The 16,637-nt window shown below is 67.9% G+C and carries 14 protein-coding genes; 8 read left to right on the forward strand and 6 right to left on the reverse strand.

The genetic code is table 11. The features are described from left to right. Window positions 1-46: 46 nt before the first annotated feature. Window positions 47-1,405, reverse strand: a complete 1,359-nt coding sequence (locus tag AC1C2U_RS06825; protein WP_495360985.1) for an ABC transporter substrate-binding protein — start codon at window positions 1,403-1,405, stop codon at window positions 47-49. Between the two features lie 270 nt (window positions 1,406-1,675). On the opposite strand from AC1C2U_RS06825, the gene AC1C2U_RS06830 reads away from it, so the two are divergent. Together AC1C2U_RS06830 and AC1C2U_RS06835 are read left to right on the forward strand one after the other, a co-directional pair. Continuing rightward, a complete protein-coding gene (locus AC1C2U_RS06830) occupies window positions 1,676-2,698 on the forward strand; it encodes a LacI family DNA-binding transcriptional regulator (protein WP_495360986.1) in 1,023 nt (340 codons plus the stop codon). 276 nt (window positions 2,699-2,974) lie between these two features. Next, on the forward strand, window positions 2,975-3,694 hold the full coding sequence (locus tag AC1C2U_RS06835) for a hypothetical protein (RefSeq protein ID WP_495360987.1): 720 nt from the start codon (window positions 2,975-2,977) through the stop codon (window positions 3,692-3,694). A 266-nt stretch (window positions 3,695-3,960) separates the two neighbouring features. Here the strand turns inward: AC1C2U_RS06835 and rplL are convergent, their stop codons facing one another. Further along, entirely contained in the window at window positions 3,961-4,344 is a 384-nt protein-coding gene (rplL, locus tag AC1C2U_RS06840) for a 50S ribosomal protein L7/L12 (RefSeq protein ID WP_495360988.1), read from the reverse strand. A 50-nt stretch (window positions 4,345-4,394) separates the two neighbouring features. Then, the gene (gene rplJ, locus AC1C2U_RS06845; RefSeq protein WP_108594454.1) at window positions 4,395-4,910 is read right to left on the reverse strand and encodes a 50S ribosomal protein L10; all 516 of its coding nucleotides are present in this window, start codon (window positions 4,908-4,910) and stop codon (window positions 4,395-4,397) included. A gap of 355 nt (window positions 4,911-5,265) precedes the next feature. On the opposite strand from rplJ, the gene AC1C2U_RS06850 reads away from it, so the two are divergent. The 4 genes from AC1C2U_RS06850 to AC1C2U_RS06865 all read left to right on the forward strand — a co-directional run bounded on the left by AC1C2U_RS06850 (window position 5,266) and on the right by AC1C2U_RS06865 (window position 8,527). Further along, complete coding sequence (locus AC1C2U_RS06850; protein WP_495360989.1) at window positions 5,266-6,990, forward strand: MDR family MFS transporter; 1,725 nt, start codon at window positions 5,266-5,268, stop codon at window positions 6,988-6,990. A gap of 1 nt (window position 6,991) precedes the next feature. Then, window positions 6,992-7,465 carry a MarR family winged helix-turn-helix transcriptional regulator gene (locus AC1C2U_RS06855; RefSeq protein WP_495360990.1) on the forward strand — a complete coding sequence of 158 codons (474 nt, stop codon included), beginning with the start codon at window positions 6,992-6,994 and terminating at the stop codon, window positions 7,463-7,465. Window positions 7,466-7,535: 70 nt separating this feature from the next. Beyond that, entirely contained in the window at window positions 7,536-8,045 is a 510-nt protein-coding gene (locus AC1C2U_RS06860; protein ID WP_495360991.1) for a MarR family winged helix-turn-helix transcriptional regulator, read from the forward strand. A gap of 92 nt (window positions 8,046-8,137) precedes the next feature. Continuing rightward, window positions 8,138-8,527 carry a RidA family protein gene (locus AC1C2U_RS06865; RefSeq protein ID WP_495360992.1) on the forward strand — a complete coding sequence of 130 codons (390 nt, stop codon included), beginning with the start codon at window positions 8,138-8,140 and terminating at the stop codon, window positions 8,525-8,527. A gap of 148 nt (window positions 8,528-8,675) precedes the next feature. On the opposite strand, the gene AC1C2U_RS06870 is transcribed toward AC1C2U_RS06865, so the two are convergent. Continuing rightward, window positions 8,676-10,607 (reverse strand): M64 family metallopeptidase, encoded by a 1,932-nt coding sequence (locus AC1C2U_RS06870; RefSeq protein WP_495360993.1) that lies wholly within the window; start codon window positions 10,605-10,607, stop codon window positions 8,676-8,678. Between the two features lie 355 nt (window positions 10,608-10,962). Continuing rightward, complete coding sequence (locus tag AC1C2U_RS06875; protein WP_495360994.1) at window positions 10,963-12,177, reverse strand: PucR family transcriptional regulator; 1,215 nt, start codon at window positions 12,175-12,177, stop codon at window positions 10,963-10,965. Between the two features lie 271 nt (window positions 12,178-12,448). On the opposite strand from AC1C2U_RS06875, the gene AC1C2U_RS06880 reads away from it, so the two are divergent. Beyond that, window positions 12,449-14,212, forward strand: coding sequence for an MDR family MFS transporter (locus AC1C2U_RS06880; RefSeq protein ID WP_495360995.1), 1,764 nt, complete (start codon window positions 12,449-12,451; stop codon window positions 14,210-14,212). 10 nt (window positions 14,213-14,222) lie between these two features. Continuing rightward, window positions 14,223-14,666 (forward strand): MarR family winged helix-turn-helix transcriptional regulator, encoded by a 444-nt coding sequence (locus AC1C2U_RS06885; protein WP_495360996.1) that lies wholly within the window; start codon window positions 14,223-14,225, stop codon window positions 14,664-14,666. 47 nt (window positions 14,667-14,713) lie between these two features. Here AC1C2U_RS06885 and AC1C2U_RS06890 read toward each other — a convergent pair whose 3' ends face one another. Then, a complete protein-coding gene (locus AC1C2U_RS06890; protein WP_495360997.1) occupies window positions 14,714-16,567 on the reverse strand; it encodes a Xaa-Pro dipeptidyl-peptidase in 1,854 nt (617 codons plus the stop codon). Window positions 16,568-16,637: the final 70 nt, after the last annotated feature.

The raw sequence follows: 16,637 nt of genomic DNA on the forward strand, positions 1-16,637 counted from the left end.
AAGCCCCGCCCCTCGATCATGCCGGTATCGGCGTGAGTTGCGCCAGCTAGCTCGCGGGCCAGCTCGACTCGATGGTGTCGAGCACCTGTGCGGTGTCTTCACCTGTGACCCACGCGACGATGCCCTTCCAGAAGGAGTCGGCACCCACGGCACCGGGCATCAGGTCGGAACCGTCGAATCGGAACGTCGTCTCGGGATCTTGGAGGATCTCGATCGACTGCGTCAGCAGCTCGCTCGACGCGACCTGGGGGTCGAGCCCCTTGTTCGCGCTGATCACGCCACCGAGGCTCACCCGGTTGTTGGCCCAAGTGTCGCTCGCGAGGTACGTGCGGAACGCCTCGACCTCTTCGGCGTCGCGGAACGCCACCGGGAACTCGCCGCCGCCGGTGACCGCTTGCGGGTCGTCGGCATTGACCGGCGGAAGCAGGAACGCGAACACGTCGCCGTCGGACGCGACGGTCACGTCGTCGCCTCCCTCGGGGTTCCAGAAGGTCTCGTAGAACGACGCCTGGTGGTGCAGCGAGCACTCCCCGTCGAGGATCGGCAGTCCGGCGGTCTGGAACGCTTCACTGACCTGTGTCGACACGTTGCCGATGCCGCCGTTGACCATGTCTTCGTTCTTCAGGTACGCACCGGCCGCGTCGAACGCTTCAGCGACCTGCGGGTCGTTGAACGGGATGCCGTGCGTCACCCACTGGTCGTACACGTCGGCGCCGTGGAGGCGCAGCATGTAGTCCTCGATCCAGTCGGTGCCCGGCCAGCCGGTGGCGTCGCCCGACTCGAGACCGACGCACCACGGCTTGTGGTCGCCTTCAGCCGCGATCGTCTCGGAGAGATCGGTCAGCTCGTCGAGGGTCTTGGGGATCTCGTACCCATTCTCTTCGAACTCGGCCGGCGAGTACCAGACGTAGCCCTTGATGCTGGCCATGAGCGGTGCGGCGTAGAAGGTGTCTTCGTAGCTGCCGTACTGCTTCCAGTCTTCGGACCACCACTCGTCGACGTTGTCTTCGACGGTCTGGGAGGCCGGGATCAGCCAACCACCGGCGGCGAGACGCGCGAGCAGGCCCGGCTGGGGCACGATGCCCACGTCGGGGGCGTTGCCGCCCTCGGCGAGCACGGCGATCTGCGCCTCGAACTCGCTGGAGCCCTGGTAGTCGACCTCGATGCCCGTGCAGGTTTCGAAGTCGGCCCACGACTCATTGAGGCGATCCGCTTCGAGGTCGAGGATCGTGCCGGCGACCGTGACCGTGGCATCCTCGAACGTGCCGTACTCCTCGTAGGGGCCGCAATCGACGTCGGCGGAACCTTCGTCCGCGACGTCACCCGTACAGCCCGTCAGGGCGAGGCCGACCGCTGCGGCCGCCACCACGGGGGCCATCCAACGGCGATGCCGTCTGATTCTCATGTCATCTCCTCGTTGAGTGAGTGTGGTGCAGGGGAAGCCGGGAACCGGTTCCAGCCTCCACGCTAGGTCAACCGCGGCCCTCCTCACAAGTGATCGGAGGTCACGGTTCGGCCACCGCCGCCGAAACGCCGTCGAAACTGGAAGAGAGCGCTCCCAGCGCGCATCCCGAAGTTCGTTCGCCTTTGTCCCCGCCCTTCGGGAAACGGTTCCACATTCGCTCTGCCGAGCAGTACACTCTGCAGCGGAGCAGCCCGACGAGGGGAGGCACGGATGCCAGTGATCGGCGACGTCGCGCGCCTCGCCGGCGTCTCCAAGGCGACGGCATCACGAGCGCTCAGCGGCAAAGGCTACGTGGCCGATGACACGCGTCGACGCGTCGAGGCGGCCGCGGCCAAGATCGGCTACATCGTCTCCCCCGATGCGGCGAGCCTCGTCACCGGACGCACGAAGAACGTCGGCGTCGTCATCCCCTTCGTCAACCGGTGGTTCTTCGGCGAAGTGCTCGAGGGCATCGAGCGCGCGCTCCTCGCCGCCGGCTACGACCTCACCCTCTACAACGTCGCCGCCACCGGCCCCGAGCGCGACCGCGTCTTCGACTTCTTCCTCGCCAGGAAGCGGGTCGACGCCGTGATCGCCGTGGGCGTCGACCTCAACGAGCGCGAGGTGTCCTCGCTCGATCGTCGCGAGAAGCCCCTCGTATGCCTCGGCGGAAGCGGCGGCGCGGCAGCGCGACTCTCGGTCGACGACCGCGCGGTCGGCATCCTCGCCACGGAGCACCTTCTGCACCTCGGGCACACCCGCATCGCGCACCTCGCCGGCAACGGTGCCATCGATCGCCCCTCGAGCGTGCAGGGCCTGCGGCGGCAGGGGTATCTCGAGGCGATGACCGGTGCGGGCCTGCCGCCGTCGGCGGGCGACGTCGTCGAGACCGAGATGAGCATGCCGGGCGGCTACCGCGCCGCCCTGCAGTTGCTCGGGCATCCCGGGCGTCGCCCGACGGCGCTGTTCGCAGCATCCGACGAGGTGGCCTTCGGTGCCATGCGCGCGGCCGAACGGCTCGGCATCGACGTGCCCCGAGAGCTCTCGATCGTCGGCGTCGACGGGCACGAGTATGCCGAGATGTTCGACCTGACGACCATCGAGCAGCATCCTGGCGAGCAGGGCCGATCGGTCGTCGACGTCGTACTCCGCCTGCTCGGCGACAGCACCGTCGCCGACCCGCTGCCCGATTCCGGCGCCCCGATGCCGACCCGACTCGTCGTGCGGGCGAGCTCGACGGCCGCCCAGCGCTGAGCTGAGAAGGTGCGGGCGAGCGGATGCCCCGATCTCGACGACTCACCAGAAAGCCCTTTCTCGAAAGTTCGGTGATTTTCCCTGGTTCCTCAGGCTCGCGCTCGTCACGGTCGGGCCGATGGTCGCCTCGCTCGTGCTCTCGTTCACCCGCTACAACCTGTTGAGCCCCCCGAAGTTCAACGGTCTCGACAACTTCGCGCGCATGCTCGAAGACGAACGGTCACCGGTATCGACGACATTCCGCTCGTCCGCTTCGCGGCTCCGGCGCCCACGACCATGTCGGTGCCGCGGGTCGAGCTCGGTGCGCAGTCGTGGCGCCGACTCCGTGATGCCGTCGCACCGTCGACGGATGCCGGGGCGGGTCGACGCACGCTCGACGGTGTTCCCGTGGTCGATGGTGTCGTGACGAACCCGCTCGCCCATGCGGTCGCGACGGGGCTCGCCGTCGCCGGGGCTCGCCTCGAAGCCGACGTCGCGAACGTCGAGCTCAACCTGTACCGGGCCAACGACATCGAGGCCGACGACACTTCGTCGCTCATCGTCGATCTCATCGACGGCTACCGTTTGGCGAGTGCCCTCAGCCTCACCGCGTCCCGGCGAAGCGAGCCGAGCATCATCGTCGAGGGCACCCGTGGCCGCCTCGTGCTCTGGTACACCCTCGACATCGTGCAGCTCATGCGACCGGGCGCCGCCATTCCGACGACGACCGCGTACTCGCGGCGCGGGCTGCTGGCGAATCTCGTCGACCACGTCGTCGATGGCACACCGCTGCTCGTGGCTGCGTCGTCGACGGGTGCGTTCATGCGGGTGTTGGAGGCGGTGCGCACGGGGCCGCCGGCCTCGCCGATCGACTCGCGTCACATCGATCGCCGCGTCGATGATGACGGCGAGCACCTCGTCGTGCACGACCTCGAGCAGTGGAGCGAGCGCGTCGTGACCGAAGGCCGGACCTTCGCCGAAGTCGGGGCGCCTTGGGCGAACGGGCACTGCTCCTGACACCTCGCTGAGACGACGGATGCCCCGTGGCTCGTGAGCCACGGGGCATCCGTGTATTCAGGTGACGCTCGTCATCTCAAGCAGCAACCCTCTCGCGAGGGTGGCGACTACTTGATGTTGACGGTTGCCGTCTGAGTGCTGCCTTCTTCGAAGGCGGCGACTACTTGAGGTTGACGGTTGCCGTCTGAGTGCTGCCTTCTTCGAAGGCGGCGACTACTCGATGTTGACGGTTGCCGTCTGAGTGCTGCCTTCTTCGAAGGCGGCGACTACTTGATGTTGACGGTTGCGCCGGCTTCTTCGAGAGCAGCCTTCGCCTTGTCAGCGGCTTCCTTGGACGCGCCCTCGAGCACGGCCTTGGGGGCACCGTCGACGACGGCCTTGGCCTCGCCGAGGCCGAGCGAGGTGAGCTCGCGGACGACCTTGATGACCTGGATCTTCTTGTCGCCGACCGACTCGAGGACGACGTCGAACGCCGTCTTCTCTTCGACCTCTTCGGCAGGGGCAGCGGGGCCCGCAACGCCGGCAACGGCGACGGGAGCAGCAGCGGTGACCTCGAAGGTCTCCTCGAATGCCTTGACGAACTCCGAGAGCTCGATGAGGGTCAGGCCCTTGAACTGCTCGAGCAGCTCTTCAGTGGACAGCTTCGCCATGATTATTCTCCTTAGATTCTGTGGTTACTCACCGCTTGAGAGGCTCTCGCCTACGCAGCGGACTCCTGCTTCTCACGCAGCGCGTCGACCGTGCGAACGGCCTTCGACAGCGGTGCGTTGAACAGATATGCGGCTCCGAACAGCGAGGCCTTGAATGCGCCGGCGAGCTTCGCCAGCAGCACTTCGCGGGACTCGAGGTCGGCGAGCTTGCCTACCTCTTCGGCGGTCAGGGGCTTGCCATCGAAATAGCCGCCCTTGACCACGAGGAGAGGGTTCGCCTTGGCAAAGTCACGCAGGGCCTTCGCGACGGCGACCGGGTCACCGTGCACGAATGCGATCGCGGACGGACCGGCGAGCTCGTCGTCGAACGACGAGATTCCGGCCTTGTTCGCTGCGATCTTGGTCAGCGTGTTCTTCACCACGGCGTAGCTCGCGTCCTCACTGATGGACTTGCGCAGCGTCTTGAGCTGGGCAACAGTGAGGCCGCGGTATTCGGTCAGCAGAACGGCGGTCGAGCTCTCGAACAGGTTCGTGAGTTCGGCAACCGAGGCTTCCTTGTTCGCCATGGCCACTCCTTGTGTCTTCAACGTGCAACGCGGAAGCGGTGCACGGCCTGGAGCGCTGGAACGTGAATGGGAAAGAAAAAAGCTCCGGCGCAGTTGCGCGGAGCTTGGCCGGTCACCCGGAAGTCTTCGTCACACCTGCGCAGGCCCTTGCTTTCGCAAGACTTCGATCGCACATCTCTTTCGAGGCGCACGACAACCAGCGGTCTTCGGCTCCGTAGAGACTAACGGATGCCGCGGCATCCGCCAAATCGCAAACCGCGATGGGAATAGTTGACATAAATCGATAGTTGACAAAGCGCAACGACAGTTTTATTGTTGACGTCGATCAACTTTCTTTCGCAGGAGCAACCTCACTTTGACTGCAATTTCAGCAACCCCGCCCGAGACCACCCGATCAGCTCGAGAGGTCTTCACTGCCATCTCCGGACTCGTCGTCGGCATGTTCGTCGCCGTGCTCTCCGGAACAATCGTATCGACCTCGTTGCCGGTGATCATCGCCGACCTCGGCGGCACCCAATCCCAGTACACCTGGGTCATCACCGCGAGTCTCTTGGCCACGGCGGTCTCCACCCCGATCTGGGGCAAGCTCGCCGACCTCGTCGATCGCAAGGTCCTCATCCAGGTCGCGCTCGTTCTCTTCACCGTCGGCACCGTCATCGCCGGCTTCTCGACCGACACCAACATGCTCATCGCAGTCCGGGTCGTGCAGGGTCTCGGCGTCGGCGGCCTCATGTCGCTCGTCATGATCGCGGTCGCCCTCATCATCTCGCCGCGCGAGCGAGGCAAGTACATGGGCGTCGTCGGCGGCATCATGGCCCTCGGCACCATCGGCGGCCCGCTGCTCGGCGGCGTGATCACCGACTGGTGGGGCTGGCGCGCCAACTTCTTCGTCGGCGTCCCGTTCGCGATCGTCGCGCTCGTGCTGCTGCAGTTCACGCTGCACCTGCCCAAGCCGAACCGCTCGAAGAAGATCTCGATCGACTACTTCGGCATCGTGCTGCTCGCCGTCGGCGTCTCGCTGCTCCTGATCTGGGTGTCCATGGGCGGCAGCCAGTTCGACTGGGACTCAACCACGAGCTGGACCATCGCCATCGGCGCGGCCGTGGCGATCCTCGGCTTCATCGCCGTCGAGTTCTTCGTGAAGGAGCCCATCGTTCCGATGACGCTCTTCAAGAACCGCACCTTCACCCTCTCAGTGATCGCCTCGATCTCGATCGGCGTCGCGATGTTCGCCACCTCGGTGTTCCTCGCGCAGTACTTCCAGCTGGCCCGCGGCGCCACCCCGACGGAGTCGGGCCTCATGACGATCCCGATGATCATCGGCCAGATGGGCGCCTCGATCATCATCGGCCAGCTCGTGAGCCGTTTCGGCAAGTGGAAGGGCTGGATGGTGACCGGCTCGGTGCTGACGATCGCCGGCGTGAGCCTCATGGCGACCCTGCGCTACGACACGCCGTTCACGTTCGTCGCCGTCTACATGATCGTGCTCGGCGCGGGCCTCGGCATGGTCATGCAGAACCTGACCCTCATCGTGCAGAACGACACCCCGGCCGCCCAGCTCGGCGCCGCATCGTCGAACGTGAACTTCTTCCGCACGATCGCCGGCACCATCGGCGTGACGATCATGGGCTCGCTGCTCGCCACCAGCGTGACGAGCTACATCACCGACGGGCTCGCGAACTACACGCCGGGCTCGAAAGGCGAGGTGACCGCGCTGCAGAAACTCGCGTCCGGCGAGGTGCCCACCGTGTCGGCGCTGCCCGACGCGCTCCGCTCGGTCGTCGAGAGTGCCTACGGCCACGGCATCGCCGATGCGTTCATCATCGCGATTCCGCTCGCCGTCATGGGCTTGATCGCGATCGCGTTCGTGCCCAACAAGACGCTCTCGACGAAGTCCGCGGGCGACGAACTGCGCGAGCAGGTCGAGGAATCGATCATCGAGATCGCCGAGGCCGAGGTCGGCGCGGCTGCGACCGGTTCCATTTCCGCGATACGCGCCGCGGACTCCGGCATGCCGACCACCGCGACCGGTTCGATCGCCGTGCTCGAGCGCACCGACGGCGAGGAGCGGACCCGCTGAGATGACGACGGCAACCGGTGGGCCCGCCGTCGCCGAGACGGCGCTGAGCGAACTCGACGACGCGATCGCCGAGGTCGAGGGCCGGATGAACGTCCTGTTCAACCGCGTTCGCCTGATCTGGAAGGAGTCGGCGGCGCGGGTCCACCCCGAGTTGCAGCCCGCGGGCTACAAGCTGCTGTCGTTCATCGCCCGCACCGGCACCGCGAACGCGCACCTGCTCTCCGACGTCTTCGAGATGGACAAGTCGGTCGTCAGCCGCCAGGTTCGGATGCTCGAGGAGTTCGGTCTCGTCGATTCGCAACCCGACGAGCGCGACGGCCGGCAGCGCGTGCTCACGGCGACACCCGGCGCGATCACCGCCCTCGATGCGGCACGCAGCGACAACCACGCCCGGATGCGGCGTGCACTCGCCGAACTCGAGCCGTCCGAACTGCTCGCGGCCGCCCACGTCTTCCGGTGCCTCGCCGAGGCGTGAACCACGGCGATGACGGCCCGCTCCGGTGGGGGCGGGTCGTCGTCGTCTCCGCCCCCGTACACTCATGGGCATGACCGCCGACGCCGCGCACCCCGACGCGACCGAGGCCGATGGAGCCGCCGACGCGGCCGTCGGCAACCGCGACGACGACCGCCCCGAACTCGATCGCGCCATCGCCGTCGTCGAGCAAGAGCTGGGCGCCCTGTTCGCGCGCATCCGCGCCGGCTGGCGCGAGGCCGCAGCGACCGTGCATCCCGAGTTGCAGCCGCTGGGCTACCAGGTGCTGGTCTCGATCGAAAGCGGCAAGGCCGACAACGCCGGCGCCATCATCGAGCGCCTGCAGACCGAGAAGTCCGCGGTGAGCCGGCAGGTGCGCCAGCTCGAGGAGCTCGGACTCGTCGAGAGCCTGCCCGACCCCGCCGATCGCCGCGCCCGCATCCTCGTTGCCACCCCACTGGCCCAGGAGCGCGTGCGGGCCGCGCGCGAGCGCTACGAAGCACGCCTCGGCGAACGGCTGCGCGCGTGGTCGGTCGACGACCTCGCGCACTTCGCCGACCTCCTCGGACAACTCGGTCGCTGAGCGTCGCGCGGCAACTCCTCGCACGCGGCGACCTGCGTGAGCTGCGCCGAACAGGGCTAGCCCAGGCCGGGCGAGAAGAGCAGAATTGTCAGATGGAGATCACACACCTGAACCCCGTGAGCCTGCACGCGAATCTGGCCTTCAGCCAGGGAGTGCTCGTGAGCGGGTCGCACCGCACGCTGCACGTCGGCGGGCAGAACGGCACGGATCCCTCCGGCGCCATCGTGCCGGGCGGCCTCGGCCCGCAGACCGAACAAGCGATCAGGAACGTGCTCGCGGTGCTCGCCGAGGTCGGCGCCGACCAGTCGAACGTCGTGCGGCTCGCGGTCTACCTCGTCGCGGGGCAGTCGGTCGACGACGCGTATGCCGCGTCCGCGCGCGTCTGGGGCGCGACGCCGACCGCGCTGACCGTGCTCATGGTCGCCTCGCTCGGCCGCCCCGACGCGCTCATCGAGCTGGAGGCTACAGCGGCCATCGAGTGAGTCGCGGTGGCGAGCGGGCATCTTGACATCAGGCAGCGGGAACGGCGGGGCGCAGCGCTGCACACGCAGCGGGGCACCCGGGCCGTCGACCCGGGTGCCCCGCGCGATCAGACGCGCGACGATGCGCCGATGCGGCGCATCGGCCCGCTCAGGGGCGCACCTCGACGGTGAACTCCCCGACCGGACCGATGTTGCCCGCGGCATCCGTCGACCGGTACTCGACACGGTGCGCTCCGTAGCCCGGCTCCCGCTCCTGGAACGGAGAGAGGGACATGCCGCCCGTGCCGAGGTTGCCGTAGATGAGGTCGTCGACGTTCGTACCGGTCGGCGTGAACAGGAACGGCGCCTCGGCGTCCGTCGGCCAGCCGTAGTAGTTGTGCCAGCCGTCGCCGTCGAGGCGGAACTCGGTCACGAGCGCACCCGCCTGGTCGTCGCTCGCCGTCAGCTTCATCGTGAACGACTCGTCGACGACGAAGTGCGGCTCGCCGTTCGCGCCGACCGAGGTCTCGACCGGTGCGGAGACGACGGACTCGACGGTGGGCCCCTCGGCGTCGACGGTCCACGTCCGGGTCTCGGCGGCGGCACCGGGGCGCTTGGAGTCTCCGACCGACGCGGTGACCGTGTGCGTGCCCGCCGCGAGCCCGAGTTGGGCGAGCCCGAGGGTGCGCGCGTTGTGCGGGTTCGGCTGGCGGACGCCGTCGACCGTCCAGATGACGTCGAACACGCGGTCGGGCCGGTGCGTGGTCTCGACGTAGAGCACGTCGAGTGAGCCGACCGGGCGCTCGGTCCGGGTCGACTCGGTGAACGCCGGCTCGACGCCGGTGGCCGCAGACCGGTCCGTGCCCACGGTCCACGACCGCGTCTGGGTCATCGACGCCGAGTCGCGGAGCGCGGGGTCGCGCACGAAGGGCGTGTTGTCGACGACCGTGACCGTCACCACGTCACCGGACTTCGCCCGCGTCTTCTTGAGTTCGAGCTGCGTCGTGTTGTGGGGGTTGGGGACTGCCTTGCCGTTGATCGCCCAGTCGACGTCGAGCTCATGGTAGACGGGGTGCGCGACGTCGATCGAGATCACCTCGTCGGCCGCGACGGGCGTCGCCTCGTTGGGCGCGTCCGCGATGAGCGGTATCTTCGACGAGATGCGCTCGGTCATGATCTCGCGGGAGACCTGGTCCATCTGGTACCCGAGGGTCTTCATCATCGAGTGGCGGCTCGGGCGGAAGATGCCGGTCGAGTAGTACTGGCCGCCCTCGTACGCGCCGATGATGCCGCCGGCCTCGCTCGGCTCCCCGAGCCAGCGCCACCACTTGGCGTGCTGCGCGGCCATCTCCTCGACGGTCATGATCGTGTGGTGCTTCGAGCGGGGCTCGCCGCCCGTGTAGTCGCCCGTCGTGATACCGCGCGTGTAATAGTCGTACTCGTCGGCGAGTCCGCCGAGCGAGTGCCCGATCTCGTGCGGCGAGATGAGTGCCGAGAGCGAATTGCCGCCGCTCGCCGTCGCGTAGCTGCCGCCCGCGCCGCCGTACGTGTCGCTGTTTGCGAGGGCGAGCACCTGGTCGACCTTGGGCGCGGCCGTCGCGTACTCGCGGGCCTTCGCGCTGTCCATCGTGATCAGCCGCTGCACGCTGTTCGGGTTGCAGCCGCCCCAGAACGACATCTTGAGCGGGGTGTCACGGCGGGGCGAGTCGAGGGACGAGTCGCAGCTGATGCCGGACTCCCCCGAGATGATCTCCACCGCGTAGACGTTGAAGTAGTTGCGGTAGCTCTTGTACGGCTCGATGCTCCACATCGTTTCGAGGTGCTTCTCGACCTGCTCGCGGAAGAGCGGCTGCTCGTCGGCGGTGTACCCGTCGCCGAGGATCACGAGCGAGAAGCGCTCGGAGGGGTCGCCAGTCACCTGGATGGGGACGAGAGTCGAGCTACCGACGGCGGGCTCGTCGGCGTACGCGGCCTGGGCCGCGGTGACGGTCAGGCCGGTGGTCAGCACTGCGGCGAGCGCGAGGGCGCCGGCGCGACGACGCCGCGCGCGCGGCGTGGCCGTACGCGCAATGAGTGGCGGGGCGAGCGGTTGGGAGTTCATGCGATGGTTCCCTTCATCTGGATGTCCCGCGGCGCTGCATTGCGGCGCGGTCGGAGGAGTATCGCCGCATGGATGGTGCGACGAACTGGTCCCGCTGCGGTGACGGCGGTGGTGCTCTCTTCGCCGGACGACGCGGCCGGCCTGCGGCCCTGGATCATCAGCGTCCCCGTTCTTACCCGTGTCAGGTGCCTCACAGCCTAGAAACACCTCGGCGAACGGTCATCGACCAGCTGTCGAGCAACCGCGCGCGCTCCTCCGACAGTTGTCGAACGACGCACCGGCGTCGCACGACCGGCGCCGCACGACCGGCGCCGGACCGGCGGGACCGGCGACGCATCCTCGGCAGCGGATCCCGTCAGGCCGTGAGATTCGCCTCGATGGCCGCGGCGACCTCGATCCGGCGCAGGAGCAGCGCTAGGTGGAGCCCGAGGTGCTCGAGCCCGTCGCGCAGGTCGATGCCGAGGATGCGCTCGATGCGGGCGAGCCGGTGGTAGACCGTCGCCCGGTGCACGTTCAGCCGCCCCGCGACGTCGCGGAGGCGACCCCCGTGCCGGAAGTAGGCCTCGAGCGTCTCGAGGAGCACGTCTCCGTCACGCTCGTCGAACAGGCTCGCGAGCCCGGTCGAGAAGTCCGTCGAGCGCATGCCCAGCGCGGCCGCGGACTGCAATCCGCGGTACACGCCGAGCTCGTCCCAGGCGACGGCGGGCCCGGGCAGGCGGAAGGCCGCGGCGATCGCGAGCGCACGCTGCGCCTCGCGGTGGCTCCGGGCGGAGTCGGGCAGGTGCACGACGGCGCCGCCGATGGCGACGAGCGGATCGCTCAGGGTGCCGCCGCCGCGCACGGCGGCCGACCGCAGACGCTCGACGATGGCGTCCACGGCCGGGCGCAGGCGCCCGCCGTCGTCCGGCACGATGACGACGACGCCGTTGGCGGTCACGAGCGTGAGCGGGCCGAGGCCCGCGAGGGCCCGGCGGATGCGCCGATCGGCCGCCTCGAGGTCCTCCCGCCCGAGCGCGCCGGGCTCGCGCGTGGTCAGGAGGTAGGCCCGGAGTGCGCCCGAGGCGTCGATGTCGCCCGAGGCGACCAGCTCGTCGGCCGCGAGGAGTCGCTCGCGCGCCTCCCCCATGAGCAACACCCGGGTGCGCTCCGCCCGGCGCGCCGACTCGTCGTCCCGCAGTGAGAGCACGCGGGCCCATTCCTCAGCCAGCCGCCCGGCGAGCTCGACGGCTCGAGCGACCTCCTCCGGCCACATCGCGTCTGGCTCCTCGATGAGCCAGAGGTGCGCACGGGCGCCGTCCTGGGTGCGGATGGGGACGTAGAGGCGTTGCAGCATGCCCAGGCCGGGGTTCCGCGGTACGTGCATGGCCACCTCGGAGCGGTAGACCCCGAGTCCGGCGAGCCAGGAGTGCACGCCCGGACCGGCGTGGTGCTCGAGGATCGAGCGCCGCCGCACCTCGTCGATGACCTCGAACTGCGGGCTGAACGCGACGACGCGGTAGCGACCGTCTTCGAGAAGCGCCGGGCGGCCGAGTTCGCGGGCGATGAGATTGACGAGCTGACTGACGGTCACCGGCTGCCTCCGAGGTGCGCTGCTCAGGGGGATTCCGACGGAGGTAGGTGTCGCATCTGGGATCTCAGGATACCGTGCCCACCAGCCGAAACAGTTGACCAACGTCGAAGGTCGAAGCCGAGCTGCGGCACCGCACTACTGAGGCCTGACACCCAGCTCGCCGATCCTGTCGCGAAAGCCCGCGCCCCTTCCAGGCGGGGGTCTTCGATAGTTGATATAAGTCCACTACTTGAGCTATAGTTGACGATAGTCAATCAATCTCAGGAGTTTAATGGCATCCGCCTCGCGCGATCGCGCGCCGAAGAAGTCCGCACCGAAGAAGAGCCTCGATGCCGCGGCATCCGTCGAACTCACCGAAAGCGGCATGACGCATCGCGAGGTTCTCACCGCACTCTCGGGCCTGCTGCTCGGCATGTTCGTGTCGATGATCGCCTCGACGGTCGTCGGCAGCTCGCTGCCCGTCATCATCTCCGACCTCGGGGGCGACCAGTCGGCGTTCACCTGGGTCGTCACCTCGACTCTGCTCGCGACCACCGTGTCGACCCCGATCTGGGGGAAACTCGCCGACCTCTTCAATCGCAAGCTGCTGCTGCAGCTCGCCCTCGTGATCTTCGTCGTCGCCTCGGCACTCGCCGGTTTCTCGCAAGACGCCGCCACCCTCATCACGATGCGCGTCTTCCAGGGCCTCGGCGCCGGCGGCCTCGCCGCCCTCAGCCAGATCGTCATGGCCGACATCATCAGCCCGCGTGAGCGCGGCAAGTACGCCGGACTCTTCGGTGCCGTCATGGCCGTCGCGACCGTCGGCGGCCCGCTGCTCGGCGGTGTCATCACCGATGTCGCGGGCTGGCGCTGGAACTTCTTCGTAGGCCTGCCCATCGCGGTCGCGGCCATCATCCTGCTGCAGCGCACGCTGCACCTCCCGAAACGACCGAAGACCAAGGTCTCGATCGACTACTTCGGCATCGTGCTCATCTCGGTGGGTGTCTCGCTTCTGCTTCTCTGGGTCACCTTCGCCGGCAACGAGTTCGATTGGATCTCCGTACCGAGCTTCCTCATGGCCGGGAGCGCTGTGCTGCTCCTGATCATCGCGGTCGTCGTCGAGCTGAAGGTCAAGGAGCCCGTGATCCCGCTCGGCCTCTTCAAGAGCCGCACCTTCACCCTCGCCGTCGTGGCCTCACTCTCGGTCGGCGTTGCAATGTTCGGCACCTCGGTGTTCCTCAGCCAGTACATGCAGCTCGCGCGCGGCGCGACACCGACCGAGTCCGGTCTGCTGACGATCCCGATGATGGCGGGCGTGCTCATCTCCTCCACGATCGTCGGCGCCCTCATCAGCCGCTTCGGCAAGTGGAAGTCCTACATGATCGTGGGCAGCGTGCTCCTGACGATCGGCGTGCTGCTGCTCGCCCAGCTGCACCACGACACGAACTTCTGGTACGTGGGCGTCTCGATGTTCTTGCTGGGCGCCGGCGTCGGCATGGTCATGCAGAACCTCGTGCTCGTCGTGCAGAACACGACGGCCGTGAAGAATATGGGCGTCGCTACGAGCTCCGTCACGTTCTTCCGCAGCCTCGGTGGTACGATCGGCGTCTCGGTGATGGGATCGATCCTCGGCACGGTCGTCGCCGAGAACATCAAGACCGGCATCGGCGGGCTGCCGCCCGAGCAGCAGGCGCAAGCGGCAGAGGCGCTCGGCACCGGCGGCACGATCCCCCAGATCAGCGCCCTGCCCGGTTTCCTCCGCGTCGTCGTCGAGTCGGCCTACGGCACGGGCATCGGCAGCGTCTTCCTGGCTGCACTGCCGCTCGCGATCGTCACCCTCATCGCGGTGATCTTCCTGCCGAACATCGACCTCGGCACCCAGAGCGCCATCCAGCGCGCGAAGGCCGAGCAGCGCTCCGGATCGCCGCTCGAGCGTGAGCTCGAGCAGGCCGGCGAAGAACTGTTCGAGGTGTCGGAAGCCTCGGTCGCGGTTCCCGTGACCGGCGCCATCCCAGCCGTCGACGCCGATGCAGGCGTGAGAGGCGGGCGAGCTTAAAATGACCGGCATGACCACCGAACCCGCCCTCGACACCGAGCAGGCCATCGCGGCCGTCGAGCAGCAGTTCGGTCGGCTGTTCCACCGCGTGCGTGCCAACTGGAAGCGCTACGCCACGCTGCTGCACCCCGACCTGCAACCCCTGGGCTACAAGGTCGTGTCGTCCCTCGTCTCGATGGGGCCCTCACACGCCGGCTCCCTCGTCGAGGAACTGCACACCGACAAGAGCGTGCTCAGCAGGCAAGTGCGCGTGCTCGAAGAACTCGGGCTCATCGAGTCACGCGTCGACGAGCTCGACGCCCGTGCACGACTGCTCGCCGCGACGCCGGCCGCGACGGAGCGGATCAACACCATCCGACGCGACAACCAGGCCGAACTGCGCGAACGGCTCAGCACCTGGCAGCCGCACGAGATCAAGATGTTCGCCGAGTTGCTCGGTCGCCTCGGCGACTGACCGCGAGTGCCGGCCGCCTCACTGGAGGCAGCCGGCACCCGCTCGCATCACTTCGCCGCGTGCAGTGACTTCTGCAGTGCGCCCATGCCGCCGACGAGCGGCAGGTGCACGGTCGATGCCGACGGCTTGAGCGTCAGCTCGGTGCCGGGCGCCGGGCGCACGGTGTACTCGTTGTCCGACGACATGATCACCACTCCGATCTGCGAGCCGGCGGAGAACACGTAGTCCTTCGGCTCGAAGTCGAAGTCGAAGGTGTACGACTTCCCCGGTGTGATCGGCTCGGTCACGGCCGAAGAACCGCGGTTCTCGACATCCATCCAGCCGCGGGTGATGATCTTCGGCGTTCCCGTCGCCGGGTACTCCACGAGCAGCGCCGAGAGGTTCGCCTTCGAGCGATCCACCGCGACTTCGAGCGAGACCGACGGCGTGCCGGAGAGGCGCATGGGCTTGCCGAGCACACCTGTGCGGTACGCGAGCCGGTTCGGCGAGGACTCCGCCGCAGCGAGCGCCGATGCCCGGATGCCCGCGTCGTCGATGAGGTTCTCGGTCGCACGCGAACCGTTTCGGGAGACGGCGAGCCCGCCGACCCCGTCGGCCGCGGTTGCCGGTGCGAACTTCAGCTTGACCGAATCCGCAGCCTGGTCGGGCCACTCCGGGTACTCGGTGAGCGTCTTGTCCTCGCGGACGACGTACGCCTTCGGCAACTGCTCGACCCCGTTCTCGACGTCGTAGAGATAACGCGTGAACCAGCGGTTGAGCAACGTGTCGTTCGGGTTGCCTCCATGGCCGCCCTGGTGCAGGTAGATCTGGTGCGGCACTCCGCGCGCCTTCAGGGCCTCGTAGAGGTCGGAGGCGTTCTTCGTCATGACGTTCCAGTCGTTCAGACCGTGTGCGACGAGCGTGGCGGCCGTGATCTGGTCGGCGTCAGCGAGATAATCGCGCTCTTCCCAGAACGCGCTCGAGTCACCGGTGGCGCGATCCTGATTCGCACGGAGCTCGTCGATGACCGGCTTGCAGATCTCCTGGTCGAACCGGGAGTACACGTAGTCGGCGAGCACGTCGAGGTCTTCACCCTGGTAGCCGCCCGGTGCACGAACCGTGCCGTTCGAGCGGTAGTAGTTGTACCAGTTCGAGATCGCTGACACCGGGACGATCGCCTCGAGGCCCTCCACGCCCGTGCTCGCAACGCCGATCGGCAACGTGCCGTTGTACGAGGTGCCGATCATGCCGACGTTTCCGGTCGTCCAGTCTGCAGAGACCGTCGACGCTCGATCGGGGGCGGTGTACGCAGTCGCTCGGCCGTTCAGCCAGTCGACGACCGCCTTGCCGGCGAGCGACTCGTTCTCGCCGCCCGAGGTCGGGCATCCCTCGGACCAGCCGCTGCCGAGCCCCTCGGCGTGCACGACCGCGAATCCACGAGGCACCCACGTGCTCTCGAGCGAGCCCGAGATGCGCGGGCTCGTGCGATTCGTGGGTGTGAAGGTCGGCCACGCGGGCTTCTCCGTCGGCGGGGAACCGATCTCGTGGTCGACCGGCCAGTTCGAGACATCCGTGCCGCCGGCGTAGTAGGGACTCATCTCCATGAGCACCGGCACCTTGAGGCCATCGGCGGTCTCCGGCACGCGGCTCACATCGATGTGCACGAGGTCCGGCCTGCCGTCGCGATCCGAGTCGACTTCGCTCTCGACCCACGCCTCCTCGTTGATCCACTCGGTCGACACCTTCGTGAAGACCGCCTGCGAGAGGCCGTCCTGGAACGTCGGCTCGACCGGTGCCGCCTCGGGTGCCGCCTGCGCGGGAGTCGCCGCGACGACGAGGCCGCACGCGAGTACCGAGGTCAGGGCGATGGCGACGACGCGACCGCGCCGTCGGCCGCCGGCGTATGGGACCGCTGGTGTCATGGGGTGCTCCTTCGAACGTGGTCGGGGGGCATCCGCGTCCGCTGATGCGGGCGAGGGCGACCACCCGTGG

The sequence above is a fragment of the Agromyces sp. Y575 genome (genome assembly GCF_059445445.1).